Source organism: Pontibacillus chungwhensis, assembly GCF_030166655.1.
Taxonomy (GTDB): Bacteria; Bacillota; Bacilli; order Bacillales; family BH030062; genus Pontibacillus.
Genome location: NZ_CP126446.1, coordinates 3,311,134 through 3,336,841 on the forward strand (window position 1 = coordinate 3,311,134; position 25,708 = coordinate 3,336,841).

The 25,708-nt window shown below is 40.7% G+C and carries 30 protein-coding genes; 12 read left to right on the forward strand and 18 right to left on the reverse strand.

Features of this window, described 5'->3' with window-relative positions:
* Positions 1 to 8: 8 nt before the first annotated feature.
* Positions 9 to 2,408 (reverse strand): 3-hydroxyacyl-CoA dehydrogenase/enoyl-CoA hydratase family protein, encoded by a 2,400-nt coding sequence (locus tag QNI29_RS17155; RefSeq protein WP_231418915.1) that lies wholly within the window; start codon positions 2,406 to 2,408, stop codon positions 9 to 11.
* 189 nt (positions 2,409 to 2,597) lie between these two features.
* Positions 2,598 to 3,515 carry a proline dehydrogenase gene (locus QNI29_RS17160; RefSeq protein ID WP_284526575.1) on the reverse strand — a complete coding sequence of 306 codons (918 nt, stop codon included), beginning with the start codon at positions 3,513 to 3,515 and terminating at the stop codon, positions 2,598 to 2,600.
* A 204-nt stretch (positions 3,516 to 3,719) separates the two neighbouring features.
* Here QNI29_RS17160 and QNI29_RS17165 point away from each other — a divergent pair, with 204 nt between their 5' ends.
* From QNI29_RS17165 to QNI29_RS17175, 3 genes are all read left to right on the forward strand, one after another.
* Positions 3,720 to 3,998, forward strand: coding sequence for a hypothetical protein (locus QNI29_RS17165; protein WP_231418916.1), 279 nt, complete (start codon positions 3,720 to 3,722; stop codon positions 3,996 to 3,998).
* 17 nt (positions 3,999 to 4,015) lie between these two features.
* A complete protein-coding gene (locus tag QNI29_RS17170) occupies positions 4,016 to 4,345 on the forward strand; it encodes a spore coat protein (RefSeq protein WP_231418917.1) in 330 nt (109 codons plus the stop codon).
* Positions 4,346 to 4,683: 338 nt separating this feature from the next.
* On the forward strand, positions 4,684 to 5,280 hold the full coding sequence (locus QNI29_RS17175) for a lytic transglycosylase domain-containing protein (protein ID WP_231418918.1): 597 nt from the start codon (positions 4,684 to 4,686) through the stop codon (positions 5,278 to 5,280).
* 42 nt (positions 5,281 to 5,322) lie between these two features.
* Here the strand turns inward: QNI29_RS17175 and QNI29_RS17180 are convergent, their stop codons facing one another.
* The 5 genes from QNI29_RS17180 to QNI29_RS17200 all read right to left on the reverse strand — a co-directional run bounded on the left by QNI29_RS17180 (position 5,323) and on the right by QNI29_RS17200 (position 10,487).
* Positions 5,323 to 6,762: a catalase gene (locus QNI29_RS17180; protein WP_255688753.1), complete on the reverse strand. Its 1,440-nt coding sequence runs from the start codon at positions 6,760 to 6,762 to the stop codon at positions 5,323 to 5,325.
* Between the two features lie 234 nt (positions 6,763 to 6,996).
* Positions 6,997 to 7,203, reverse strand: a complete 207-nt coding sequence (gene copZ, locus QNI29_RS17185) for a copper chaperone CopZ (protein WP_036782491.1) — start codon at positions 7,201 to 7,203, stop codon at positions 6,997 to 6,999.
* 25 nt (positions 7,204 to 7,228) lie between these two features.
* A complete protein-coding gene (locus QNI29_RS17190; protein WP_231418919.1) occupies positions 7,229 to 9,616 on the reverse strand; it encodes a heavy metal translocating P-type ATPase in 2,388 nt (795 codons plus the stop codon).
* Between the two features lie 12 nt (positions 9,617 to 9,628).
* Positions 9,629 to 9,949, reverse strand: coding sequence for a metal-sensing transcriptional repressor (locus QNI29_RS17195; protein WP_231418920.1), 321 nt, complete (start codon positions 9,947 to 9,949; stop codon positions 9,629 to 9,631).
* Between the two features lie 151 nt (positions 9,950 to 10,100).
* Positions 10,101 to 10,487, reverse strand: a complete 387-nt coding sequence (locus QNI29_RS17200; RefSeq protein ID WP_231418921.1) for a DUF302 domain-containing protein — start codon at positions 10,485 to 10,487, stop codon at positions 10,101 to 10,103.
* 188 nt (positions 10,488 to 10,675) lie between these two features.
* Here QNI29_RS17200 and QNI29_RS17205 point away from each other — a divergent pair, with 188 nt between their 5' ends.
* From QNI29_RS17205 to crcB (QNI29_RS17235), 7 genes are all read left to right on the forward strand, one after another.
* Positions 10,676 to 12,229, forward strand: a complete 1,554-nt coding sequence (locus QNI29_RS17205; RefSeq protein WP_231418922.1) for an MFS transporter — start codon at positions 10,676 to 10,678, stop codon at positions 12,227 to 12,229.
* 152 nt (positions 12,230 to 12,381) lie between these two features.
* On the forward strand, positions 12,382 to 13,323 hold the full coding sequence (locus QNI29_RS17210; protein WP_231418923.1) for a metal ABC transporter solute-binding protein, Zn/Mn family: 942 nt from the start codon (positions 12,382 to 12,384) through the stop codon (positions 13,321 to 13,323).
* 17 nt (positions 13,324 to 13,340) lie between these two features.
* Positions 13,341 to 14,096, forward strand: a complete 756-nt coding sequence (locus QNI29_RS17215) for a metal ABC transporter ATP-binding protein (protein ID WP_231418924.1) — start codon at positions 13,341 to 13,343, stop codon at positions 14,094 to 14,096.
* A gap of 13 nt (positions 14,097 to 14,109) precedes the next feature.
* The gene (locus QNI29_RS17220; protein ID WP_231418925.1) at positions 14,110 to 14,961 is read left to right on the forward strand and encodes a metal ABC transporter permease; all 852 of its coding nucleotides are present in this window, start codon (positions 14,110 to 14,112) and stop codon (positions 14,959 to 14,961) included.
* Complete coding sequence (locus QNI29_RS17225; RefSeq protein ID WP_231418926.1) at positions 14,958 to 15,365, forward strand: Fur family transcriptional regulator; 408 nt, start codon at positions 14,958 to 14,960, stop codon at positions 15,363 to 15,365. The genes QNI29_RS17220 and QNI29_RS17225 overlap by 4 nt, the downstream gene beginning before the upstream one ends.
* Before the next feature lie 33 nt (positions 15,366 to 15,398).
* Positions 15,399 to 15,797 carry a fluoride efflux transporter CrcB gene (gene crcB, locus QNI29_RS17230; protein ID WP_231418927.1) on the forward strand — a complete coding sequence of 133 codons (399 nt, stop codon included), beginning with the start codon at positions 15,399 to 15,401 and terminating at the stop codon, positions 15,795 to 15,797.
* Entirely contained in the window at positions 15,794 to 16,153 is a 360-nt protein-coding gene (gene crcB, locus QNI29_RS17235; RefSeq protein ID WP_231418928.1) for a fluoride efflux transporter CrcB, read from the forward strand. The genes crcB (QNI29_RS17230) and crcB (QNI29_RS17235) overlap by 4 nt, the downstream gene beginning before the upstream one ends.
* Before the next feature lie 50 nt (positions 16,154 to 16,203).
* Here the strand turns inward: crcB (QNI29_RS17235) and QNI29_RS17240 are convergent, their stop codons facing one another.
* From QNI29_RS17240 to QNI29_RS17265, 6 genes are all read right to left on the reverse strand, one after another.
* The gene (locus QNI29_RS17240; RefSeq protein ID WP_231418929.1) at positions 16,204 to 16,473 is read right to left on the reverse strand and encodes a glutaredoxin family protein; all 270 of its coding nucleotides are present in this window, start codon (positions 16,471 to 16,473) and stop codon (positions 16,204 to 16,206) included.
* A gap of 290 nt (positions 16,474 to 16,763) precedes the next feature.
* A complete protein-coding gene (locus QNI29_RS17245) occupies positions 16,764 to 17,534 on the reverse strand; it encodes an STAS domain-containing protein (RefSeq protein ID WP_231418930.1) in 771 nt (256 codons plus the stop codon).
* Positions 17,506 to 18,153 (reverse strand): cobalamin B12-binding domain-containing protein, encoded by a 648-nt coding sequence (locus QNI29_RS17250; RefSeq protein WP_231418931.1) that lies wholly within the window; start codon positions 18,151 to 18,153, stop codon positions 17,506 to 17,508. Before QNI29_RS17250 ends, QNI29_RS17245 begins: the two co-directional genes overlap by 29 nt.
* An 11-nt stretch (positions 18,154 to 18,164) precedes the next feature.
* Positions 18,165 to 18,524, reverse strand: coding sequence for a hypothetical protein (locus QNI29_RS17255; RefSeq protein ID WP_231418932.1), 360 nt, complete (start codon positions 18,522 to 18,524; stop codon positions 18,165 to 18,167).
* Positions 18,521 to 18,826: an antibiotic biosynthesis monooxygenase family protein gene (locus tag QNI29_RS17260; RefSeq protein ID WP_231418933.1), complete on the reverse strand. Its 306-nt coding sequence runs from the start codon at positions 18,824 to 18,826 to the stop codon at positions 18,521 to 18,523. The genes QNI29_RS17255 and QNI29_RS17260 overlap by 4 nt, the downstream gene beginning before the upstream one ends.
* Positions 18,827 to 18,995: 169 nt before the next feature.
* Complete coding sequence (locus QNI29_RS17265; RefSeq protein WP_231418934.1) at positions 18,996 to 19,799, reverse strand: VLRF1 family aeRF1-type release factor; 804 nt, start codon at positions 19,797 to 19,799, stop codon at positions 18,996 to 18,998.
* Positions 19,800 to 19,979: 180 nt separating this feature from the next.
* On the opposite strand from QNI29_RS17265, the gene QNI29_RS17270 reads away from it, so the two are divergent.
* A complete protein-coding gene (locus QNI29_RS17270; protein ID WP_231418935.1) occupies positions 19,980 to 20,165 on the forward strand; it encodes a YqaE/Pmp3 family membrane protein in 186 nt (61 codons plus the stop codon).
* Between the two features lie 52 nt (positions 20,166 to 20,217).
* Here the strand turns inward: QNI29_RS17270 and QNI29_RS17275 are convergent, their stop codons facing one another.
* The 4 genes from QNI29_RS17275 to QNI29_RS17290 all read right to left on the reverse strand — a co-directional run bounded on the left by QNI29_RS17275 (position 20,218) and on the right by QNI29_RS17290 (position 22,675).
* A complete protein-coding gene (locus QNI29_RS17275; RefSeq protein ID WP_231418936.1) occupies positions 20,218 to 21,066 on the reverse strand; it encodes a glycine betaine ABC transporter substrate-binding protein in 849 nt (282 codons plus the stop codon).
* 367 nt (positions 21,067 to 21,433) lie between these two features.
* Positions 21,434 to 21,559 carry a hypothetical protein gene (locus tag QNI29_RS17280; protein ID WP_255688724.1) on the reverse strand — a complete coding sequence of 42 codons (126 nt, stop codon included), beginning with the start codon at positions 21,557 to 21,559 and terminating at the stop codon, positions 21,434 to 21,436.
* Between the two features lie 59 nt (positions 21,560 to 21,618).
* A complete protein-coding gene (locus tag QNI29_RS17285) occupies positions 21,619 to 22,329 on the reverse strand; it encodes a GntR family transcriptional regulator (protein WP_231418937.1) in 711 nt (236 codons plus the stop codon).
* Between the two features lie 106 nt (positions 22,330 to 22,435).
* A complete protein-coding gene (locus tag QNI29_RS17290; RefSeq protein ID WP_231418938.1) occupies positions 22,436 to 22,675 on the reverse strand; it encodes a hypothetical protein in 240 nt (79 codons plus the stop codon).
* Positions 22,676 to 22,820: 145 nt separating this feature from the next.
* Between QNI29_RS17290 and QNI29_RS17295 the strand changes: the two genes are divergently transcribed.
* A complete protein-coding gene (locus QNI29_RS17295) occupies positions 22,821 to 23,366 on the forward strand; it encodes a PadR family transcriptional regulator (protein ID WP_231418939.1) in 546 nt (181 codons plus the stop codon).
* A gap of 131 nt (positions 23,367 to 23,497) precedes the next feature.
* Here QNI29_RS17295 and QNI29_RS17300 read toward each other — a convergent pair whose 3' ends face one another.
* Complete coding sequence (locus QNI29_RS17300) at positions 23,498 to 25,540, reverse strand: catalase (RefSeq protein WP_231418940.1); 2,043 nt, start codon at positions 25,538 to 25,540, stop codon at positions 23,498 to 23,500.
* Positions 25,541 to 25,708: the final 168 nt, after the last annotated feature.

Sequence of the window (25,708 nt, forward strand, 5' to 3'; positions counted from 1 at the left end):
CTATCTGTTTAGTTGCGTAGTGGTTTTCCTTTAACTAACATTTGTTGCATTCGTTGCTGAGATTTCGGTTCCCCAACTAAACTTAAGAATGCTTCTCTTTCCAAATCTAATAAGTACTGTTCATCAACAAGCGTCCCTTGAGCGACTTGGCCTCCAGCCAACACATAAGCGAGCTTTTGAGCAATTTTGATATCGTGTTCTGAGGCGTATCCACCAAAGCCCATCGTTTTAGCTCCAAGTAGCATCGTTGCATAACCTGCCTCGCCCACTACAGGGATTTTCTCACGTTTCGGTGCTTTATAGCCTGCCTTGGCAAGACCTAGAACCTTTTGTTTTGCATCATGGATTAGGTGATCTCCATTCACGCTAATGGCATCTCGTTGATCTAAGAAACCAAGATCTTTTGCCTCTTCTCCCGATGTAGAGACTTTGGCAGTAGCGATCTTTTCGAACACTTCGTTTGCGACTTTTTGCAAGTCAAAATCAACTGATTTCGGGATGCCTCGCAAATGCTTAATGTAAAGTTCTTTGTTTCCACCACCACCAGGTATGAGACCAACTCCTGGTTCAACAAGCCCCATATAGGTTTCTTGTGATGCTTGAACGGCACTTGCTGGTAACGTAACCTCTGTTCCTCCACCAAGTGTCATGCCAAATGGCGCAGCAACAACAGGTTTGTCTGAATACTTAATATTCATCATAGCCTGCTGGAATTGCTTCACAACCATTTCAATTTCAATGAAGTTATAATCCTGTGCCTCCATTAAAATCATGCCTAGATTAGCACCAACGCAGAAATTCTTTGCCTGGTTTCCAATCACAAGACCTTTATAATTTCGACCCACTTCTTCTACAGCATAGTTAATCATTTGGATAATATCTAAACCAATTGCGTTACTCTGGGAGTGGAACTCAAGTAAAGCAACATCATCTCCAATATCAATTAAACTAGCTCCTTTATTGCTCTTAATGACGCCATGAACTTCTTTATGACGTTTCAGGTGAATTTCTTTATCATTAAAGGATTGTTGTTTGTACTCCCCATTATGGTAAAAGTAAACGTTTCCATTTTCTTTCTTATAGAATGATGAAATGCCTTTAGCGAGCATCTCTTCCACCCATTGAGGAACTTCTTCTCCTTCTTCTTTCATGCGAGCCACGGACTTCTCAACACCAATGGCATCCCACATTTCAAATGGGCCTAGTTCCCAGCCGAATCCCCACTTCATGGCATCATCAATACTAGGGAGGTCATCAGCAATTTCACCAGCCAGTTGAGCAGAGTAAATTAAAACAGGCTTCACAACGTTCCATACCAAGTCTCCTGCACGATCACCTTTGGCTGAAACAAGTGCTTTCAACTTTCGTTTAGGGCCTTTCTCTTGCTTTACCATTTCAGTTGCTTTTGTCTTTAATTTCTTGCGATCTTCATATTCTAGGGTTTCAGGGTTTAATTCATAAATAACGCTACCTTTTTCCCCTTTTTTCTTCACGAAAAATCCTTGGCCTGCTTTCGCTCCGATCCACCCTTTTTCTTGCATTGTTTTCATAAAGGCAGGAGGATCAAATACATCCTTTTCTTCACCTTCTACTTTGTCGTACACGTTCTTTGCGACATGAAGGAAAGTATCAAGGCCAACCACATCAAGCGTGCGGAACGTAGCGCTTTTTGGACGGCCGATCATCGGTCCGGTAACAGAATCCACTTCCCCTACACTATATCCACCGCTCATCATTTCTCTTACTGTAACAAGCAGTCCATATGTGCCGATTCGGTTTGCAATAAAGTTAGGCGTATCTTTTGCTTCAACCACACCTTTCCCTAATACATCTTCACCAAATGACTTCATGAATTGAAGCACATCTGAATCCGTATTCTTGGTAGGAATGACCTCTAATAGTTTCAAGTAACGAGGCGGGTTAAAGAAATGAGTGCCGAGGAAATGTTTCTGGAAATCTTCTGAACGACCTTCAGCCATAGCCTCAACAGATATCCCTGATGTATTTGAACTTACAATTGCTCCTTGTTTACGGTACTCGTCAACAGAAGCAAATACCTTTTGTTTCACTTCTAAATTCTCAACTACAACTTCAATAATCCAGTCAACTTCACCTAAACGTTCTAGATCATCCTCAAGGTTCCCCACCTCTATAAGATCTAAATTGTTTTTACTCGTTAAAGGAGATGGCTTTTGCTTTAATAGTCCTTGTTTGCCAGCTTGACTGATTCGATTTCGTACTTGTCGATCTTCTAATGTAAGCCCTGCATTCGCCTCTTTCGCTGTCAGCTCCCGAGGTACAATATCGAGCATAATGGTTGATATTCCTACGTTTGCCAAGTGAGCAGCAATACCAGCTCCCATTACACCCGAGCCTAATACAGCTGCACGCCTGATTGTTCGATTCATTTCAGCTCCCCCTATCATTTGAATGAATACTCATTCATTTTACGGCGAAAAAATAAATAGATCCTCATTCGATCTAATTCTACTTTTACTATAAATTATTTTCAGACATTTCGCAATCCTTTTTGCAGACAATTTTCTATTCTTTTACAAAGCTTTGGACCGGTCTTTCAAAACCGGTCCTTTCTTAAGTTATTTCCCAATGACACCTTTTACGACAAAGGCAACGTTAGCAGGCCTCTCTGCTAAGCGTCTCATGAAATAACCATACCAATCGTCTCCATAAGGGACATAGACTCTCATTCGATACCCTTCAGCTACAAGCTCTTCCTGTCTCTCCGTACGGATTCCATACAACATTTGGAACTCGAACTGGTCTCTTGGGATATTGTATTCTTTTTCAATATGTTTCGTGTATTCAATCATTTGATCATCATGTGTAGCCACTGCCGTATAATTTCCGTTTAACATATGCATCTTAATAATCTTCTTAAAGTTAAGATCCACATCTTGCTTCGCAGGAAAAGCAACTTTCGGGGATTCCTTATAAGCTCCCTTTACTAATCGCAAATTCGGATTATAAGCATTCAATTCTTCGATATCCTCAACCGTTCTATACAAATAAGCTTGCAGAACAGTACCGATTCCATCATACTCGGATTTTAATTGTTTAAAGATTTCAAGCGTCTTCCCACACCGTTCGTAATCCTCCATGTCAATTGTGACAAAAACATTGTATTCCTTACCCGCATCCAGGATCCTGCGCATATTTTTAAGCACTAATTCTTCAGACACATCGAGCCCCATTGAAGTCATTTTCAAAGACAGCTGAGAATGCAATTGTTGCTCTGAAATGACTCGAATAGCTTCAATACATTCCTCCGTTCGCTGCTTGGCTTCTGCCTCGTTGTCTACAAATTCTCCAAGATGATCGATGGTAACGTCCATCCCTTTAGCGTTTAACTCTTGAATTACTTTTGCCGTATTACTCATCGTCTCCCCGGCTACGAAACGAGCTGCTCCGAATCTGAGACCGTATTTTCTAGCCATTTTCGTAAATGCTTTATTTTTAGAAAGGAACAAAAAGAAATTACGCAATACCTGTTCCACATGATGACCTCCTACCTATTCAAACTCATGAAGTCGTTACACTTTATGCCTACTTCTATTTTACCATTCAAAATTTAAATCGTGTATAATTTTCGCCCAATTCTGACATGTGCATCTATAGATATCCCAGAATTCATGGATAAGACTTTAAAACTGTGGAAATCTAAGTTTGAAAAATATGTCTTATGTAAGGAGGTACCACTTATGCAACAAAACCAAACCAACGCACAAAATCAAATGAACATTATGCCTCAACCGCCAACAATGGTGAGCACCAAGGATCAACTTTATATTTCTGACATGCTTTCATGGAACCTGATGGCTTCTAAGAAAGCTCACTTTTTCGCAGGATTCTGCCAAAATCCTGAACTAAAAGCAGCGCTGGACCAAGCTGGACAAATGCACCAACGTCACTATGAAACGCTTTTGAAGCACCTAAACGAAAACCCAGCCCCAACCCAAAACAACCAGCCTTTAAACTAGAAAGGAGGACCAAAGTCATGAACCAACAACCAAGCCAAAAAGTACAAAACCCTGAAACATCTGTTCCAAAAAATGCTCAAATGAATGAACGTGACTTTATCAACGATATGTTAGCAACAGAAAAATACATGACGGATTCTTACTGCACAGCCATGAACGAAGCAAGTTGCGACCACCTTTACCAAGACGTCTCAACCATCTTCAACGAATCCCAAGACTGCCAAAGAAACCTATACAACCTCATGTTCAAAAACGGCTGGTACAGCATCGAAGCCGCCGACCAACAAAAAATGCAACAAACCTATCAACAATTTAGTGGATATACGAATCAATTGCCTTATAACTAGAAAAGCGCAGGCGACTGTTTAGCCCCGTACGCATAAGCAAGCTGACGAAAGTTCGCGCAGCGGACTGCAGTCAGCTTGCTTATGACGCTAGGGGCTAGGAGCTGGAGCTGGACACCAGAAAAGCGCAGGCAGGCCATAGACCAAGTGGAAGTTCAACTAATACCGCCACTTCCTGTGCCAACGTCGAACGCCCCCTCCTAGTTTGGAGCCACAGGGCTATCTCAAATGACCGTAATCTTTGGGATAGCTCTATTTTCATTCAACCTCAAATTATTTTCCACATACTTCTAAAAATCCTTTATAATAGAGATACCAATATACATGCAAGAGGTGGTTCTTTGAACATAAAAATGTGGCAACAATTCGCCCAGTTGCAAGCCATCCGGACGCTAGGTAGTGGGTCCTCCTCTACTTTTTCGACTTCATCACTATTTACTCAATTACTCGAGAGTGAGATGTCTAAGTCTTCGGCTATAATGCCTTCAACTGAAAAAGTGAGCGGGCCTCCTCCCATGGCTTCCGCACCCTATAGCTCTCTCCCTATTAAAGGGAGCTCGGAAAACTATCAATCTTATATTGATGAGGCATCAAAGCAATATAATCTAGATCCAAAGCTACTTCATGCCGTTATTAAACAAGAATCTAACTATAACCCAACTGCACAGAGTCAGGCCGGGGCACAAGGGTTAATGCAACTTATGCCTTCGACAGCGAAAGGATTGGGCATTCAAAATGCTTTTGACCCACAGCAGAACATCCAAGGTGGGGCCAAGTATCTTCGACAAATGCTTGATCGTTACGACGAGGATACGGAACTAGCACTCGCAGCTTATAACGCGGGGCCTGGGAATGTGGATCGGTATGGCGGCATTCCTCCTTTTGAAGAAACAAAGGCCTATGTGCCTAAAGTCATGCAACATTACGCAAACGCATAAAAAAAGGTGCCCCGTAGGGGCACCTTTTTAGGTAAGAGCCATTTATTTTACTTCTTCAGGTACTTTTAATCCTAAAGCATTGGCAACACGTTCACCATAATCAGGATCAGCCTTATAAAAATGTTTAATTTGGCGTAGCTGGATTTCTTCTTTACGCACTTCTTTCATGGAACCAACAATATTAGAAACAAGGCGTTGTTTCTCATCTTCACTCATCAGGCGATATAAGTTACCTGGTTGAGTATAATGGTCGGCATGATCATATGGAGTGCTATCCGCTAGGCCTGAAACAGGATAAGTAGCCTGCTTCACACTCGGGTCTTCCACAGGTCCATCGTAACTATTTGGCTCATAGTTTTTAGAACCTCCGCCATTATCATCAAAGCGCATGGCTCCGTCACGTTGATAGTTATTCACTTCAACTTTTGGTCGGTTTACAGGCAATGTTTCATAATTCGCCCCTAAACGATAGCGATGGGCATCAGCATAAGCAAATATACGGCCTTGAAGCATTTTATCCGGTGACACGTCGATTCCTGGAACAAAGTTACCAGGGCTGAATGCAGCTTGTTCAATGTCTGTAAAGTAGTTCTTCGGATTACGATTCAGAACCATTTTCCCTACTTCGATTAATGGATAGTCATCGTGAGGCCACACTTTGGTCACATCAAATGGATCAATTCCATACGTATCTGCATCTTCTAGAGGCATAATTTGTACATACATCGTCCATGAAGGATAATCTTCTTTTTCAATCGAAGTAAATAGATCCTCTGTTTTGTAATCAGGGTTTTCACCTGCAATTTTGACAGCAGTGTCTTCATCTAACGTTTTATATCCTTGGTCTGTACGAATGTGGTACTTCACCCAAACAGATTCGCCTTCTGCATTCGTCCATTTAAACGTATGGCTTCCATACCCATGCATATGACGGAACGTCGCAGGTACACCGCGATCGGAATAAAGAATGGTAACCTGGTGTAGAGATTCTGGTGATAGAGACCAGAAATCCCAAGCCATATCAGGGTCTTTCAAGTTCGTTTGAGGATCACGTTTTTGAGTATGAATGAAATCTGGGAATTTAATCGCGTCACGGATAAAGAAGACCGGTGTATTGTTCCCAACAAGATCGTAGTTCCCCTCTTCTGTATAAAACTTAAGAGAAAAACCACGCGGGTCACGTGCTGTATCAGCAGACCCTTTCTCTCCACCTACTGTAGAGAAGCGCGCAAGCATGTCAGTTCTCTTGCCTACTTCAGATAAGAAATCTGCTTTTGTATACTTAGAAAGATCATTTGTTACTTCAAAATAACCAAATGCACCTGCACCATTCGCATGCACAACGCGCTCAGGAATACGCTCACGGTTAAAATGGGCAAGCTTCTCAAATAAGTGAACATCTTGAATAATGGTAGGACCACGGTAACCTGCTGTCATTGAATTCTGATTATCGCCTACAGGAACGCCACCTTCAGTCGTCAGTGTCTTTCTCTTCTCACTCACTATGTATCCTCTCCTTTTGTACGGGGGTCTCCCTATTCTACTTTCCTTATTCCCACCCCCATCCAATAAGAAACCTCATTACAACAATAAATTATATTAATTATTAAAAAAATACTCTTATAATCAGTTGTAATTAAGCGGTCCAATAAAAAAAGCGGAATCATCAACGATTCCGCTTCATTACTCTTTAAGAGTATTCATTTTATAGTAACCTTACGAAACAACGTCGTACCCTTGTTCTTCAATTGCTGATTCGATTTGTTCTTTTGATACATAAACATCATCGTACGTAACGTCTACTTTGTTTGTATCTAAATGAACCTCTACACCTTGGATCCCGTTAAGTTCCTCAACGGCTCCCTTAACTGCTTTTTCGCAATGGCCACAAGTCATGCCATGAACGGCTAATGTAATTTGCATGCTACTCATCCTTCCTAAAATATATTTATATTTTAACTCTCTTCAATCGAAGGGAGTTAGAAACAACACTCACTGAACTAAATGCCATCGCAGCACCTGCGATCCATGGAGCTAATAACCCTAAGGCTGCTACAGGAATTCCGGCAGTATTATAAGCTAAAGCCCAGAAAAGATTCTGTTTTATATTCTTCATCGTTTGATGACTAATACGAATGGCCTTTGGTATAAGAGAAAGTTCTCCTCCAAGGATCGTTACATCGGCAGCTTCAATCGCTACATCAGTCCCTGTTCCGATTGCAATCCCTATATCGGCTACCACAAGAGCTGGTGCATCATTAATACCATCCCCGACCATCGCTACAGATTTACCGCTCTCCTGAAGCTTACGCACTTCTTCTGCCTTTCGCTCTGGAACAACTTCGGCAATTACGCGATCAATTCCTACCTGTGAGGCGATCGCTTGAGCGGTTCTTTCGTTATCACCTGTTAACATAACAAGTTCGATCCCTTGCTCTTTTAACTCAGCTAAAGCTCGAGCCGCTGAATCCTTCACTGTATCAGCTACGGCAATAATCCCACTTGACTTCCCATCCACACTCAGGAGCATGGCTGTCTTTCCGTCATGTTCAAGCTCAACCATTTTCTCCTTGTATGAGCTATATTCCACATTTTCTTCCTCAAATAACTTCCTTGTTCCAATTAATACACGTTTGCCTTCCACTACAGCTTTTATACCATGTCCTGGAATGGCCTCAAAGGATTCTGCTTTTGGAATATGAACGCCTTTATCTTTCACATATTGAACAATGGCTTGAGCTAACGGGTGCTCTGAACTATTCTCAGCAGCTGCTACTAATCGTAATGCATCTTTATTTCCATCGAAATCTGTAACCACAGGCTTACCATTTGTTATGGTGCCCGTTTTATCGAATACAATTGTCTGGACGTGGTGAGTGGATTCTAAGTGCTCCCCGCCTTTAAATAAGATTCCCTGTTCAGCTGCTTTCCCCGTTCCAACCATAATGGAAGTTGGTGTAGCCAATCCAAGCGCACAAGGGCAAGCAATTACTAGGACAGCTATAGATGCCTCAAGAGCTGCTGGCAAATTACCAGGATCCACTATGGCTATCCAGACGATAAAAGTCACAAGGGCTATCCCTACCACAATCGGAACGAAATAACTTGAAATCACATCAGCCATGCGTTGAATGGGAGCTTTTGAGCCTTGAGCCTCTTCCACTACTTTAATGATTCCAGCCAGAGCTGTATCTTTCCCAACTTTCGTTGCCTCTAGTGTAATGGTTCCGTTCTTATTTATGGTAGAACCAATGACGGCTTCTCCAGTCCCTTTTTCAACAGGTATGGATTCCCCCGTAATCATTGATTCATCTATTGACGTTTGGCCCTCTATCACGGTTCCATCTACAGGAACCTTCTCACCTGGACGTACCCGTATGTGATCTCCTACAACGACTTGTTCAATCGGAAGCTTCATTTCTTCTCCGTTCCGAATGACCGTAGCCTCTTTCGCTTGTAGATTGAGGAGAGATGAAATAGCTTGCGTCGTACGTCCTTTAGCGATGGCTTCAAAGTATTTACCTAAAAGGATGAGCGTTATAAGGACGGCGCTTGTTTCAAAATACAAGTGAGGGGTATTTGTTGCCCCGATCGTTGCCTGAATCGCTTCTGATAAACTATAAAAATAAGCAGCGCTTGTTCCAAGGGCAACGAGCACATCCATATTTGCCGTCTTATTCTTCAGGTTCTTATAAGCCCCTTCATAAAACTGCCATCCGATAATAAACTGAACCGGAGTTGCTAGTGCAAACTGCACCCACGGATTCATGAGTAAGGATGGGACAGGTAAGCCGAATAAATGCTCAAACATCGTATAGAGAAGAGGAAGAGATAAGAGAGCCGATATAAGAAGTTTCACTCTTTTCATCTTCAACTCTTGTTCTTTCTGAGATGACTTTTCATCAGCATCTACACGAGGCTCTGCATCATAACCAAGCTTTTGGATCTTAGCTATAATTGAACTTAGGTCTTGCACTCCTGATTGATATTCCACAACGCCCGTTTCATTAGCCAGATTCACTGTCGCCGTTTGAATCCCATTCATTTTATTGAGTACTTTCTCAATACGTGATGAACAAGCTGCACACGTCATACCGTAAATATCTAATTCTACTTTTTCCATCTGGACACCGTAACCTAGCTTTTCAATTCGGGCAGTAATATCTGAGGTGTTAACTTCATCTGGATTGTACTCAATTTGAGCGGTTTCCATAGCAAGATTTACCCTTGCCTCGACGCCGTCCATTTTATTTAATACCTTTTCTATGCGCGTAGAGCAGGCTGCACAGGTCATACCTGTAATACCTACATTCATTTGTTTTTCTTCACTACTCATAGAAGACCCTCCTTAGGACTTCGAGAACTGCTCCATTACTTTAATGAGTTCTTGAATGGCTTCATCACCATTTCCTTTATGAATGGCATCCGCTACACAGTGGTTTGTGTGTCTCTCCATTAAAGAAAAGCCAACTTTCTTGAGTGCAGCGTTAATCGCTGATATTTGTACGAGAACATCGACACAATACCGATCTTCTTCGATCATTTTTTGAATTCCACGAACTTGCCCCTCAATTCGTTTCAAACGATTTAGTACTTTTTGTTTTTCTTCATCAGTACGGGGGGTTACAGGTTGTTTCCCGCTATCTTCAGGTAACATAGAGTGATCCATCGGTTCACTTCCTTATTTTGCTTAATTTATATATTACTATACCCCCGTTAAGTATTTTAGTCAAACTTTAAACATTAAAAAAGATCAGCAACCATAAGATTGCTGACCTCTCATTATTCGTTTCCTTTTTAATACTTGTTAGGGGTATTTATTACTGTGCTGCCTTATCCATACAAGCAGCCATTCGCTCTTCAATATCCTTTGCTTGATCATTCAGTTCTTCATCTTCTAAGAATCCAATTAAAGAAGTAGGTTTTGGCATACCCATTTTCGTACTTCCATCTTGTTCGTATACAACCACCTTACAAGGAAGGAAATAACTCGCTAAAGCATTCTTCTCAAGAATGTTCTTCGCTTCCCCAGGGTTACATACTTCTAGGATTCTATAGGTTGTATTAAAATCAAAACCTTTACTCTGTAATGTATCCTTCACATTAAAATCCCAGAGTACACCGAACTTTTCTTCCTTCAACTGTGTCTGAAGCGCGTCCACCGCTTCATCTAAGCTTTTAGATGTTTCTACTGTATAATGGAACATGGTAATGCCTCCTTCATAAAATATGATCCACTCAAAATATACCCTTATTGGTATATCCTAAACAGGAGATTTTATGCTTCCTGTCTCCATCCGCTTATGAGAGTACATTGATTTTGGCATCATTTATTGCTACTATTTGCTATAGTTCAATGAAACGTTTTCACACTATTTTTTCTAGGAGGGACCACATGAACCGTCAACTAAAAGGAGCGCTTTTCGTATTTGCCATTGGCGTCTTTATGGCTGCATTAGATAACGGCATCATTACTGCTTCACTCACTACTCTCATTTACGCCTTTGACGTTAGTGCGACCTGGGGTTCATGGACCATAACATTATATACATTAGGATTAGCCATATCCGTTCCCATTGTAGGAAAGTTATCCGATCAGTTTGGGCGTAAACGTTTATTTATGATTGAGGTAGCTCTATTTGGTATAGGGTCTTTATGTGTCGCTTTAAGCCCTACCTTCCCTCTCTTCCTAGCCTCTCGGTTCTTGCAATCATTAGGGGGCGGGGGCATCTTTATTATAGCGAGCTCCTATGTATTAAATACATTTCCAAAAGATAAACAAGGGCGTGCCCTTGGACTAATCGGCGGGATGAATGGGATTGCTGCCATTTTAGGACCAAACCTTGGAGCTATTATTCTCCAAGCGACAGGAAACTGGCATTGGCTGTTCTTGATTAACATTCCTATATCCGTTCTTCTCTTAATTATTGGTGGACGTTTTATCAAAGAAGAACAAGAACTTGTTAAAGAAAAAATGGATTGGGCGGGTATCGTTTTCCTTACTACAGCCGTCCTGTCTCTTATGTATAGTTTGACTTTATTAGAAGGAGAGGACCTTTTTAAAAGCCTTTTAAAGCCGACTTTCTTTACCTTCTTTCTATTAGCTATCGTGTTGTTCGCTGTGCTTTTCCAAGTAGAAAAGCGTGTAGGAGCAACTCGCGAACCCATCCTGCCCATGACCTTAATGAAGACTCCTACTTTCCGGTGGACATTGTTATTGGCCTCCTTCTCAGGGATGATTCTCGCTTCAGTGATCTTTATTCCAGGTTTCATCGAGCAATATTTGAATATCCCCCGTGAACAAGCCGGGTATTGGTTTACTCCTCTTGCTCTTGCATCCGGTATAGGTGCTGGCGGAGGCGGGACGTTAGTCGATAAAAAAGGACCTATTTATACATTAGTCACTGCAAGTTTACTTGCTTTAACAGGATTTTTACTATTCCCTCTATGGGTTGAATCCTTGTGGCAAATGGCGGTCGCCAGTTCATTTGTTGGTGCAGGGTTTGGTATGATGCTCGGTGCTCCGATTAATGTACTAGCTACAGAGAATACTTCAGAGCGGAAAGGGATCGCTCTTGGCACCACCTCTTTGTTTCGTCAGCTCGGCATGACGATTGGACCAACCATGTATGCAGGCTTTCTAGCCAGGTCACTCACGAACGTAGAAGAGAAGGTGTACAATCATTTACCTAATGAAGCTGTACCAGCTCAAGCAGGCGTCACCTTTTATATGCCTGAGGGAGAAGGTCTTCAAGAAAAAGATTACCAATCCATTAAGAGTACATTTGAAGTTATACAAGATGAAGAGATAAGACAATCTATGCTTTCTGGTCTTCATCAAGTTGTAGGAAGCGGCTACAACGGATTGTTTCTCTCTTCCTTTTGCATTAGTCTGCTTGCTCTTTTGGGAACATTACGTCTACGTAAGTTACGGAAAATGAGCTCATAACACATGATTTTACTACCACCTCTCAGTCATAGAGGTGGTTTTTTTATCCCTCCCTATTAAATCGGAATCATTCTTATTTACAAATCGGAATCGTTACGATACAATAACTAAGGTTTTGTGTTAAGGAACCTTTTAAAGGAGAGAATAAGAGAATGAAGAAAATGATTACAAGTTTAGTTATGGGAAGTGTCTTGCTTCTAGTCACTGCTTGTTCATCTAATAATCATAATGAATCATCTATAGAAGATTTAACGATCTATACATCAATTTATCCCATTGAATATTTCACAGAAGAGATAGGTGGTAATACAGTTGACGTAGAAACCATCTATCCACCAGGAGCAGACGCTCATACATTCGAACCCACCGCTAAAACGATGGCCCATTTAGCTGAGAGTGATGCTTTCTTCTATTTAGGTGCTGGGCTTGAGGGGTTTGCAGAAAGCGCTGCGGATGCGCTAGAGGGAGAAGATGTAACGCTTGCAGAACTAGGAACTCATGAATCTCTATTTGCTCACGGAGAAGGTCATGAAGAAAAATCCGCTCATGAAGGACACACCCACGGAGATAAAGATCCACATATTTGGCTTGATCCTGTTCGTGCTCAAGAACTGGCTCAGTATATTAAAGAAGAATTAATAGAATTAAATCCAGAAGATAAAGAAGTATATGAACAAAACTTTAAACATTTGAACCAACAACTCACCCAGCTTAACGAAGACTTTCAAAAAGCCGTTGCTCAGGCAGATAAGAAGCAATTTCTCGTAGCGCACGGAGCTTATGGGTATTGGGAGGAACGATACGGGGTTGAACAAATCTCTGTAAACGGTATTTCCCCAAGCAGTGAGCCGTCACAACAAGACATTGAGCATTTAATTGAATTAGGTAAGAAGGAAAATATGAACTATATGATCTTTGAACAAAATGTTTCCAATCAGGTGGCAACCATTATCCAGAACGAAATCGGCGCCAAGGCTTTATCCATTCATAATCTTTCGGTACGAACCCAGGAAGATATTGATGAAGGGGACAATTACTTTGACTTAATGCGCGATAATCTTGATGTGCTTAAAACCGCGTTAAATAGCAAATAGAAGGAGGTTCCATCACATTGCCTACACCCGTATTAGATATTAAAGATGTCAGTTATTCCTATGAACAAAGAGATGTACTAGAGCACATTGACTTTACCATTCAGCCAGGTAGCTTTGTTGGCCTAGTTGGCCCAAACGGCTCAGGAAAAACCACGTTAATTAAACTGATCCTTGGACTCATGCACCAAAAACGAGGAGAGATTAACTTATTCGGAAAGCCTATAGATAAATTTAAAGAATGGGACCGAATTGGCTTTGTCTCTCAGAAGGCCAACAGTTTTAATAGTGGTTTCCCAGCAACTGTCTATGAAGTTGTATCAATGGGTTTAACATCTAAAGTTGGTTATTTTCGATTCTTTAAGAAAAAACACGAGGAAAAGATTAAAGAAGCCGTAGAGTTGGTTGGTATGAGTGACTACCTTTATCAGAATATTGGCGACCTATCAGGTGGACAACAGCAGCGTATCTTTATCGCCAGAGCTCTTGTCAGCGAGCCTGATTTCTTAATCTTAGATGAGCCGACGGTCGGAGTAGACACAGAAAATGTGCATCGCTTTTATAAAATGCTCGCTGATTTAAACAGAAATAAAGGGATTACCTTACTTCTTGTTACTCATGACATCGGTACAATGACTTCATACGCAAGCGATATAGCCTGCCTGAACAAACAAATCCATTTTCACGGTGATCCAGAGTCATTTAATGATTTAAATGATCAAGATCTATCAAATATATACGGTCACCCCGTTCACGCTGTGACCCACGACCATTAGTGGAGGAATCTTTATGTTATCAAGCTTTTTACAATATGAATTTTTAAGAAACGCACTATATACAGGGTTACTGATCGGGTTCATTGGACCGCTCTTAGGAACGTTCGTTGTTGTTAGGAGACTTTCTTTAATTGCGGATGCCCTTTCCCATGTGACCTTATCTGGCATTGCCTTTGGTCTTATGCTTGATAAGAAATTCGGTGTTGGGATTAGTCCCTTCTATGCCGGAATGAGTTTCTCCGTTATCGGCTCTGTCTTCATTGAACAACTCAGACGCGTGTACAAAGCCTATCAAGAATTAGCGATTCCAATTATATTATCAGGCGGGGTTGGCTTAAGTGTTATCTTTATCTCTCTTGCCAATGGTTTTAATACAGATTTATTCAATTATTTATTCGGTTCTGTGACAGCTGTCAGTCGTCAAGATTTATGGACAATTCTTATTGTAGCTGTTGTGGTTACGGCGCTCATTGGTTTATTCTATAAAGAATTGTTTATGCTCTCGTTTGACGAAGAACACGCTGTTGTTTCAGGTATTCATGCAAGACGCATTCATTTCCTTTTTATCGTCTTAACAGCTCTGGTTATTGCTGCTTCTATCCGAATTGTTGGGGTCTTACTGGTATCAGCTCTCATGACCTTACCTGTAGCTGCGAGTATTCGGATTGCCCGCGGATTTAAGCAAGCCATTCTTTTATCGATTGTATTTGGTGAAATTTCGGTGATTAGCGGGCTCATCTTCGGCTATTATTTCGAAATTCCTCCCGGTGGCACCATCGTTTTAACGTCTATCTTAATCTTAGTAGTGACCATCCTTGTGAAGAAAGGAATCCAACGTACACGTACAAAGAGGGTGAAAACGTGAATTTAAATCAAGCACTTGAAGAATTAAAAGAAAAAGGTCATAAGTATACAGATAAACGGGAAGATCTGTTACGCTTTTTCTATGAACAAAATGGTTACCGAACAGCTCGTGATGTGAAAGCAATGATGGAAGATAAATACCCAGGTATTAGTTTCGATACGATCTACCGCAATCTACACTTGTTCGTTGAGTTAGAATTGTTAGAGGTAACAGATCTTGAGGGTGAAAAGCACTTCCGTATGAAATGTGAGTCCAAGCACCACCATCATTTCATTTGTCTAGATTGCGGGAAAACAAAAGAAATTCACACTTGCCCGATGCAACAGGTCTCAGGTGAACTAAAAGACTATGATGTAGAAAATCATAAATTTGAGATTTATGGAAAATGTCCGGCATGTAAATAAGAAGGGATTCGACTCTCTTCTCTATAAAAGGGAGTGAACGATAAAACCATGTTTATGTACCTTGCGATTTTTATAGGAGGTGCTGTGGGGTCTTCTTTACGATTCATCGTCTCTTTGTGGATTGAAGAGGCGTCTGTGTTTCCATACGAGACGCTTCTTGTTAACCTCATTGGCTGCTTTATCCTTACTTATCTAAGCACTCACCCAACTCTTATGAGCAAGTTTTCTTCTTCTGTTAAGGTTGGAATCAGTACAGGACTGATTGGATCATTTACAACCTTTTCAACTTTCTCCACCGAAACCTTACAGCTATGGCTCCATACTTCGCACATTCTAGCATTGATGTATGTGCTTATTAGCCTTGCAGGAGGATTAACCTTAAGCTGGCTAGGATTCTTTACTGCTCACAGTCGAAAGGAGCATGTAAAATGATGTTTGCCTATGTAGCGCTAGGAGGCGGACTCGGTGCTCTTTGTCGATTCTTTTTAAGTGACTTCTTTAATTCAAAGGGTTCGATTCCTTATGGAACTTGGCTAGCCAATATAGTTGGTTCGTTGCTCTTAGCTGGATTCATTGTACTTAGAACAAAAGAGGTTCTTCCAGAGTCCATCTGGCAACTCGCAGGTGTAGGGTTTTGCGGAGCTTTTACAACCTTTTCGACTTTTGGAAAGGAGACCATTCAGCTCTTGCAAACCAACAGAATAAAGGAAGCCCTACTCTATGTAGCGTCTAGTCTGATCATAAGCCTGAGTGTTGTATGGCTCACCTTCTCCCTGTTTATAAAATGAATGGTAAAAGCGCCCTTTCCTAATTAGCTCTTTTAGGAAAGGGCGCTTTATTAATGAATAACCCGGTTAATAGTAGATTTATTCGTGACATATCCCGAAAACACGGCACGCTTCTTTTTCCCAAACATACTCTTTTTGTCCACGATGATGGCCGGTGTAATGTTTGTGCCTGTGATCCCAAGTAATTCACTTTCTAAATCATTGGAATGACTAATATCAATCTCATGATATGGTATTTGATCAGCTGATAGGTATTCTTTCAATGACTGGCTTTCATCGCATCCGGACCGGGTATAAATATAAATCGCTTTGCTCCCCATGGAATTTCCCTCCTTTATGCAAGTATATGAACTTACCAAAAGCTACATGAGACAAAAACATTTTCAAACGATAGTGGAAATTCCATTATTAGGTCGTAAACGCGTATTGTTAATCGAATTACATATATATTTCCATTTTAGTATAGTAGTAAAACATATTTGTGCGGATTTTTTTAGTATTTGTTCTGTTAAGCAGTCTTATAAGGAAAAACTATAACTTTAATAGAGCCATTTATTATAGTAAAGGCATAAAAATAAGCCTTTTTTCTTCGATAGAAAAAAGGCTTCTCTTATGCTCCATATCGATGGAGGGCTTCTTGTAATGAAGTAACAAATGATAAGTTAAAACGAATTTGTAAATGATGGAGCCGTTGGGCTTGAGATGGTTTAATCCCTACAATCACAATCTTCTTACCCATGTAAAGTAAACTCGTGAAGATGTCTTTCAGCACAGATACCCCGTCTTGGTGCATTTCTCCTACAGCTGTAAAATCAAACAATAAACAATCTGTTTCATGCGTATGGGCCTTCAAAAGTACTTGATCTTTAATCGTAAATAGCTTCTCTTCTGAAATATCACCAAACAAAGGAATCAAGGAGATTTCTGAAGTAAGCTGAATGAAGGGAGCAGATAACAAATTATTTTGATGAATCGCATCTTCTAGCTTTTCTTTTTCTTCTAACAGCTCGAAATTTGTTTCATTTAAACGATTTTGCAATCGGTCCAGCATCTTACTTACGTGCTGGTTCTGCCCTTCTTTAGGAATGATCATAATTTCAGCCTGTAGATCATTTGCCCATTTCACATAAAGATCCACAAGTTCGACTTGTTTAGAGGCGGTAATGACATTAACCTCCACTTTAACTTTAGGCAGAGTGGGAACAATCCAATCCTTTACTTTCTTATGACTAGCTTCTTCTATGATTTCCCATAAAGAAGGAGTCAGATGAAACATCTCACTCGCTTCTTGCGTGTATTCAAGAATCGTATATTTTTTATTAATGGTTAGGGAGGGAACTGGAAAGTGATTGTTAACTTGTCGCATTAATGTCTTCTTCATTCCCCTCTATCCATGTTTCTAATTGATGTAAATCTTTCATCACAACAACCCGTTCAGAAGCAAATGAACTTAAATCATATTCTTTCGCCATTCGGCCTCCTATTAACACTGTCGGCGACCACTCAAGGCGAGTTAAATGTTCAATCACTTCTTTTAGAACTGGGAGTCGATAAGACAAAGCAGCTGATACTCCAACCACATCTGGTTTATATCGATTCACTTGTTTCAGTGCGTGATCAAGGGGCAGGTTCGGTCCAAGATACCTGACATTCCACCCATACTCTCTAAAAGTAGAAGCGACCATTTTTAACCCCAGATAATGTTGTTCTTCTTCAATGCCAAATAACAATACCTTACTAGCATTCTGTTCGGATGCACGCTTCTTCATACTATCAAGCTGAGAAAGGACAAAATCACATACAGCTGTAGCTAAGTGCTCATCCGCTACGGAAATCTCATTGCGCTCCCAAAGATCCCCAATGTGATACATAGTCGGAGTAAGGAATTGCTCGTACAGATGAAGCCGATTTGGTGTTGTCCCCATTTGGGACAAATAGTGAACGGCATCATCTTCATTTCCTTCAAGAAATAACTTTGCAAGCTTAGAAAAATCGTCCATCTCCTCACCCCTTACTCATTTGTTGCTCTCAAAAATTCAATACCATTCTTTAGATAGGACTGATAGGCTTTTTGTTCATCATGATCTTCAAGCCCCTCAAGGTGTCGATACAACCGCTCATAATTATCAATAATTAATTCCGTGCCTACATCGCGGCTTGTTAATACCGTTTGCAACCACTTCGTATAATCCATAAAAAACTGCTCTTCTCCCATTTCGTATGTTGTTGAGAGATGGTCTAAATGGTGATAATTATCCTCTTTTGTTCGTTTTCGACCATTTTCACCGAAACGTTCCCATAAAAAAGGATACGCCTCATAGATTTCGTTCACGATTTGATCAACAATGTGTTCTCGTTCTGAAGCTTTCATTCCGCCACCACTTTAAACTTTTTAACTTTCGGAGGAATGTTAGCAAGCGCTTTGTCAGGATAATTCTTCTCCAGTTCGTGTATTTTCTGGAACTCCTCACTTGTTGCCCATTTCATATAATGAGCCTTGGATTCCCATTCCATATGAACAGTTAATTCCCCAGGCTTTTTGTCGTTTTGAAGAAGTTGAAAAGAGCGAAAACCTTCCCATTGATCAACGCTCTTTGATCGGTTTTGATAAATCTCTATTAATTCATCTGCTTTTTCCTCTGGAACCACCACAGTAGAGTCAACGATATACATCTTATTTCTCCTTCAAGCTCATTTTTAATAATTATTATTTTATCATATTTTCAAGATTTTTTTAAGAAAGGTGCTGGTGGCACGCTTTAGAAAAATCTGTCACTTCATCTATGTAGGAAAACAAGAAAAAACTCTGCAACTCACTGTTGCAGAGTTTTTTCTTTCTTTATTACAATACCACTTCGTTAAGCACGTGAGTTTCTTCATGCTCAAGAAGGTTCTTTGGAACATGCTCATCAATAGGCTTATTCATATGAGCTTGGATTTCATCCGTTTCGTCCTGGTTACCTACCAGATAAATACGTTCCCACTGTCCATCTTTTGCTAATTTGTCTAATGTAGGCGCAAGGCTCTTATACCAGCGCTGCTGATTAGCACGGTAGCGGTCTTCAAATTTTTCTTTACCTGGGTTTTTCCCACCTGAACCCATAGAAGGTTGGGCATGGTGAGGACCAGTGTGTAAGCGCCAATCTTCTGTATTAAGATCTAATTCATAATATTTGATGTCATCTACTGCACCTAATTCAGCTTCAATGACCTTCACGTCGTTCTGCTGAACAAGCACAACCCCGGTTTTAGGGAACTCTTTATGAAGCTCATGCATTTGATCCAATACAGGTGCTTCTTCCCAGAAGAACTCTGTTTTAACCGGCATTTGCACGGGCTGAGCGTGCCATAGGGAACCGTCTGTTGACGCAAAAACAATTAAACTTTTAGAAAGATCACGTTCATAGTCTGTCACATATGTTTCTAATTGTTCTTTTAGATTACGGAAGTTTTTTAATTCATCCTTGTCTCCGCTCTCTTGCAAGTAATGTTCAAAGTTATTCATTCCATTTTTGAAATGGATCTTCCATTCACCGCCCTGTTGTTCAGGGTCAGCTAAATCTGTATTTAAGTACATTGTAAGTACTCGTTCAGGTTTTTCTGCATAGAAATTTTCTAGTTTCTTTAAGTCTTTTTGTAATGTCATAATTAAACTCCACTCCTTATCGGGCTATTGAGTTTCTGCGTACTATCTATGTAACCGTAAAAAAGAGGGTTAAAACCTATAATCTAGTAAGTCTATTATGAAATGAAGTCAGATTAACTTTGTGAACAGCGGGTAATATAGAAATAAATCGCAAGAAGACATTCCATCGGGAGGGAAAACATGTTATACCTACTTGCTATTCTATTACCACCCATTGCGGTCTTGTTTGTAGGAAAACCCGTTCAAGCCATCATCAACTTAATACTTACCATTTTAGGGGTTATTCCTGGTGCCATCCACGCTGTCCTTGTGGTTAAAGACCACAAAGATGATCAGCGTGCCAAAAAGTACGGAACAGTTGGATAAATAGAAAAAAGGACTTTTCCTTAAGGGAAAAGTCCTTTTTTGTGTGCATTTGTTATTTTCCTAACCATTCGTTAATCAGTTCTTCGTTCTCATCTACCCATTTCTGAGCCCCTTCAGCTGGCTCATCAGCTTCTTTTACCATGTTCATTAAGCTTCCTAGCTGTTGATCGTCCATTTCCCAAGTGTTGATATACTCTGTCACTTCAGGAAAGTCGTCTGTGAAACCTTGACGGGACATCCAAATAATATTTTCTTCATCGCCATATACATTCTTTGGATCTTCTAAGAACTTAAGCTCGTATTCCGCAAACACCCAGTGAGGCTTCCAAAGCGTTACTAGGATTGGTTCTTCTTTACGAATCGATTCTCCAAGTTGAGTCGTCATAGCCGGTCCTGAAGAAGAAGCCGTAGTGTAATCTAAACCATATTCATCAAGAGCTTCATCCGTTAAGCCCATAAGACTTGAGCCTGGGTCGATCCCATAAATCTTACCATCTTCAAACAAATCTTTATTGTCGTTTAATTCTTCAATGCTATTTACATCTACATAACTAGGTACTGCAAGTCCTAGAGTCGTACCATTAAACCAAGGTTGATCTTTATGGAAATCCACATCTTCTTTGTAATCTTCATAGAAAGCTTCATCTGTGTGTGGTAACCATACTTCTAATGCAAGGTCTAAATCATCTGATTCAAGCGCCTGATATAAAGGCCCTTTTTCTGTCATATTTAATTTAACTGAATATCCTTCATCTTCTAAAATAATCTTCCACATATTCGAAACTGCCACGTTCTCTGCCCAGTTATTCAAGCCAATTTCGATGGTTTTATCTTCCTTATCAGATCCATCCCCATCTCCTGAACTGGAATCATTTCCACAAGCTGCCAGCACAAGTAACATTCCGATAAAAAGTGCCGGGAGTATTCTTTTTAGTGCTTTCATGCGTATATTCCCCCAAAGTATTGTAGTAGTTTCATAAGTTTCATGCTTATCTATGTAACTAACATGTCCGAATAAGCACAAAACTTATACTAACATGTATGATATGTGTTCGCAAGTTTCATTCCTTACATTTCCTTTTCTGAGAATCTTATAGAATTCTTAGGTTATATTTCATTGAATAGGGTGCTAATGTGGCTCTCGCTCCCTTCCTTGAACTTGGGCCGCTACCAACTGATTCGAGCCAATTCTGCCTAACTTAAGCCGCTTCCGCCCCACTTAAGCCTCTCTCCCCTGACTTAAGTCGTTATTTTTTCCTCTTGAGCCGTTATGCGATTTTCTTAAGCCGTTCCCCACAAGCTTGAGCCGTTGCTCCCCCGCACGAGCCAATTCTAGCTAACTTGAGCCGCGCCCGCCCACTTGAGCCACTCCCCTCCGCTCGATTCTTATCCATAACTTCCGCTCCCCCTCACATCGCTCATAAAAAAACGCTTTAGCCTAAAGACTAAAGCGTTATCCTCGTGTTTCTACAGTAAAATCAAAGAAAGTTGGCAAATATTTGGTTCTGCAATATTCCAGAGGAGACTGGTCGATCCCTAGTGTAATTCTTGTCATATCAACTAACGGGTCCCCTGCTACGATGCCGAGGAAGTCAGCTTCATATGTATTCGCAAGAGAGGCTGAAACATATTCTTTAGAATAGTTTGGCTGCATTCCCTTCTCTTCTAGATGAGCATGGAAATCAAAAACGAGCAAATCCTCGTCCGTCAAACTCTCTACGATGTGTTCAGGTATAAAAAGTTGTTGAAAGGCGATCGGGACTCCATCTGCCAAGCGCAAACGCTCATACATGTAGACGGCTTGTTCTTCCGAAAGACCTAACATCTTTTTTGCATAGTCCATTTTCTTCCCATGAACGTTTCGTATGATTTGGACACTGAATTCAGTTCCTTTTTCTCGTTGAATAACGCCTGGATTTTTCACATGATCCGATGGCTTCTTCTTAACGGTCGTAGATTTCCCTCGTTTTGTTTCGAGTATCCCTTCTTGAGCTAATTGAGTAATCGCTTGCCTGATGGTAGAACGACTCACTTGATATTCCTGCATAAGCTGATTTTCAGAAGGTATTTTTTCACCGGGCTTCCAGCTCTGATTTTTAATGTTTTCAATAATGCTGTGTTTTACTTGAAGATAGTAAGGCACGCGATTTTGGCGTTGGGTCATACCCTTCCCCTCCCTTGCTTGTATAATCGAAAGACCTATTATACCTAAAAAAGGACTTAATCCCAACAGATTAAGTCCTTTTTATCATTTGTTTTCCTTATGTTCTTTATACTTTCTCCACAATATAAGCTTTTTTATTCCGATAATATTTCTCGCCATTATCAGAAGAGTGCTCAAAGAAACCTGCAAATTCGCCTGTTACTTTATACTCCCGATCAGGCTCTGTAAAGAGTTGGTTCTCATTACTAGATAGAAGCACAGCATCTGTTGTAGAAACAAAACTGTCTAGTTCTTGTGCAGAATAATTCTCCCCTTGTACAAGTTCACTTAATCGTTTCTCAGACATGGTTAGCCTCCTAATATTAATTCTTAGTACTCACTTTCCCTGTTTCCTGGGAAGAATAAACATAAGGAACACATGCCTCTATTTTCCCTTTACTTAATCTAGCGTATAATAGATGTAGCAAGTTGAGTAAAGGGAGAGGTAGACTGTGGCCATAAGATATGCCCTTCTCGGATTGTTGACGAAAGAACCTCATTCTGGCTATGACTTACATAGCACATTTAAGACACAGCACATCTATTTTTGGAATTCTACTCATTCACAAGTGTATCAAGAGTTGAACAAAATGCGAGATGAAGAGCTTGTCACATTTGAAACAATCGTCCAAGAAGGAAGCCCAAATAAGAAGTTATATACAATCACCCCAAAAGGGGAAAAACGTTTGATTGAATGGATGATGGAAGAAGCCATCAAACCTGCCAAGATAAAAGACGAGTTTCTGCTTCGCGTTTCAGCATTTCAAGCAATCACTATTGATGAAGCTATCGCTTTGCTTGAAAGAATTTTAGCAAGGGAAAAAGCTATATTAGATGGCACCTCGAAATGGCAACAGGAACATTACGGAGAAGACGGTCCTCCGAATTACCTTCATATTGGTAGCTATCTGACTTCTGAATTTGGGAAACGATACGCTAAAATGTATGTAGAATGGTGCCAGTGGGCATTAGAAACACTAGAATCATATCGCACTTAAATAGATCAGAACCTCGGTAATCGAACAACCACCTATTCCCGGTACTTGGAAATCCTAATAATAAAGGTTTCCTTTATTTCACTTGAAAAAGGAATCCGTCAAAAAAGACGAATTCCTTTCAAGCTTTTTCCTTATAGGATTTGTCGATCCCAATGGCGGTGAGCAGCAATAGCCTTGCTGAACTCTTTCGCAAACTGGGTTGAGTCTTCCCCTGTAATGACACCGGCATGCCCTGCTAACCCTTCTTCTTTCAACCATTCAGTTCCTTTCTGACTAGCTCCAATTGGTTTAAAATGAGAGAAGGCCTCATGCATAAACGCATTAGCATCGCTACGGAACTTTTTGCTTACGCTTTCGCCACCTACAACGAAGATGCCATCAAATAATACAGAGTCAGCGGTTAAGAAGGTATGCTGTACTTCAAACGATTTACCATCTTTCCCTTTCTGCTCTCCAAACGTTTCCCCGATGATCGCAGATTGAATGCCATCAGATTTAAGACTTTCAAGAATTTGTTCAAGTTCTCCCCCATCAAAATCTTCCCCTACTAAGACAGCAATTTTGCGCGTATCAGGTTTATAATTACTTTGCATTTGACTTAATGCCGGCGAAGATTTCGTAACATTTGAACCACCTTCTTCAGGTGATTTCACCCCAATATTATTAGCTACCTCTTGTGCTAAAGACAGATTTATATTGGCTAACATATCAACAACTTGCTGCCTAACAGATTCATCTCCCACTTTACCCAGCTCAAAGCTAAAGGCTTGTGTGATATGACCTTTTTCAGGCTCACTCATACTATTCCAAAACATTGTGGCTTGGGAGAAGTGGTCTTTAAAACTTTCACTTCTTGAACGAACTTTACGACCTTCTACTTTTTCTTCATAATGCTTGTACCCCCCAGCTTCTGGCGCTGCAGGAGTCGGAGTATTTTGAGCAAGTGAATTCTTGTGATAGGCTACTTGGCCCCGGTTAATCGTTTGACGGTGCATCCCGTCTCGCTGATTGTTATGAAATGGACAAACCGGCTTGTTGATCGGTAACTCGTGGAAGTTCGGCCCACCTAAACGAGTTAACTGAGTATCCGTGTAAGAGAATAGTCGCCCTTGAAGCAATGGATCGTTAGAGAAATCAATGCCAGGCACTACATGCCCAGGATGAAACGCGACTTGTTCGGTCTCCGCAAAAACATTATCAACGTTACGATTTAACGTCATCTTCCCAATAATCTTTACAGGAACTTCTTCCTCAGGCCACACTTTTGTAGGATCGAGTACATCAAAATCAAACTTAAATTCATCTTCTTCCTCGATGACCTGAACACCTAATTCCCACTCAGGATAATCACCGTTTTCGATCGCCATGTATAAATCACCACGATGAAAGTCTGCATCCTTACCAGAAATCTTCTGGGCTTCGTCCCATACTAATGAGTGCACACCAAGCTTTGGCTTCCAATGGAACTTAATGAAACGGGCTTTTCCTTCCTCGTTCACAAACCGGAACGTGTGAACTCCGAACCCTTCCATCATGCGAAAACTACGAGGAATCGAACGATCAGACATCGCCCACATAGCCATATGAGCCGATTCTTGATTGTTCGCAATAAAATCCCAGAACGTATCATGGGCAGAAGCAGCTTGTGGCATCCCATTATGGGGTTCAGGCTTAAGAGCATGAACTAAATCAGGAAATTTAATGGCGTCCTGAATAAAGAAGACAGGAATATTGTTACCAACCAGATCAAAGTTCCCTTCCTGGGTATAAAACTTTGTCGAAAAGCCTCTTACGTCTCGAACCGTTTCAGATGACCCTTTGGAACCTGCAACTGTCGAGAAGCGTACAAAGACTGGAGTTTTCACAGAAGGATCTTGCAGGAAGTGAGCACTTGTGAGTTCTTTCATCGATTCGTATACTTCAAATTCTCCGTGTGCAGCATATCCTCGTGCGTGTACAGCTCGCTCAGGAATACGCTCATGATCAAAGTGAGTCATTTTCTCTCTAAAATGAAAGTCTTCCATTAATGTCGGACCACGTGCTCCCGCTTTTAAAGAAAATTCATCTTCAGAAACCTTTGTCCCCTGGTTCGTTGTCATATCCTTTCCATGATCATCCACCTTATGCTGCTCTAACTGTTCATTCTTCTCATTCTCATGATTCTTGTTTGTCATGCTTCCCCTTCTTTCTATCCTAATATGTAACGCTATATGGATACTTTTCCCATGTTATTGATATGGAGAAACATGTATATAATATAAGTCATTTTAGGACTCTTACCCCTTTATGGATGACGAACGTTCAGGCATACTATTAGGGAATCTTGTAAAATAATAGAATAT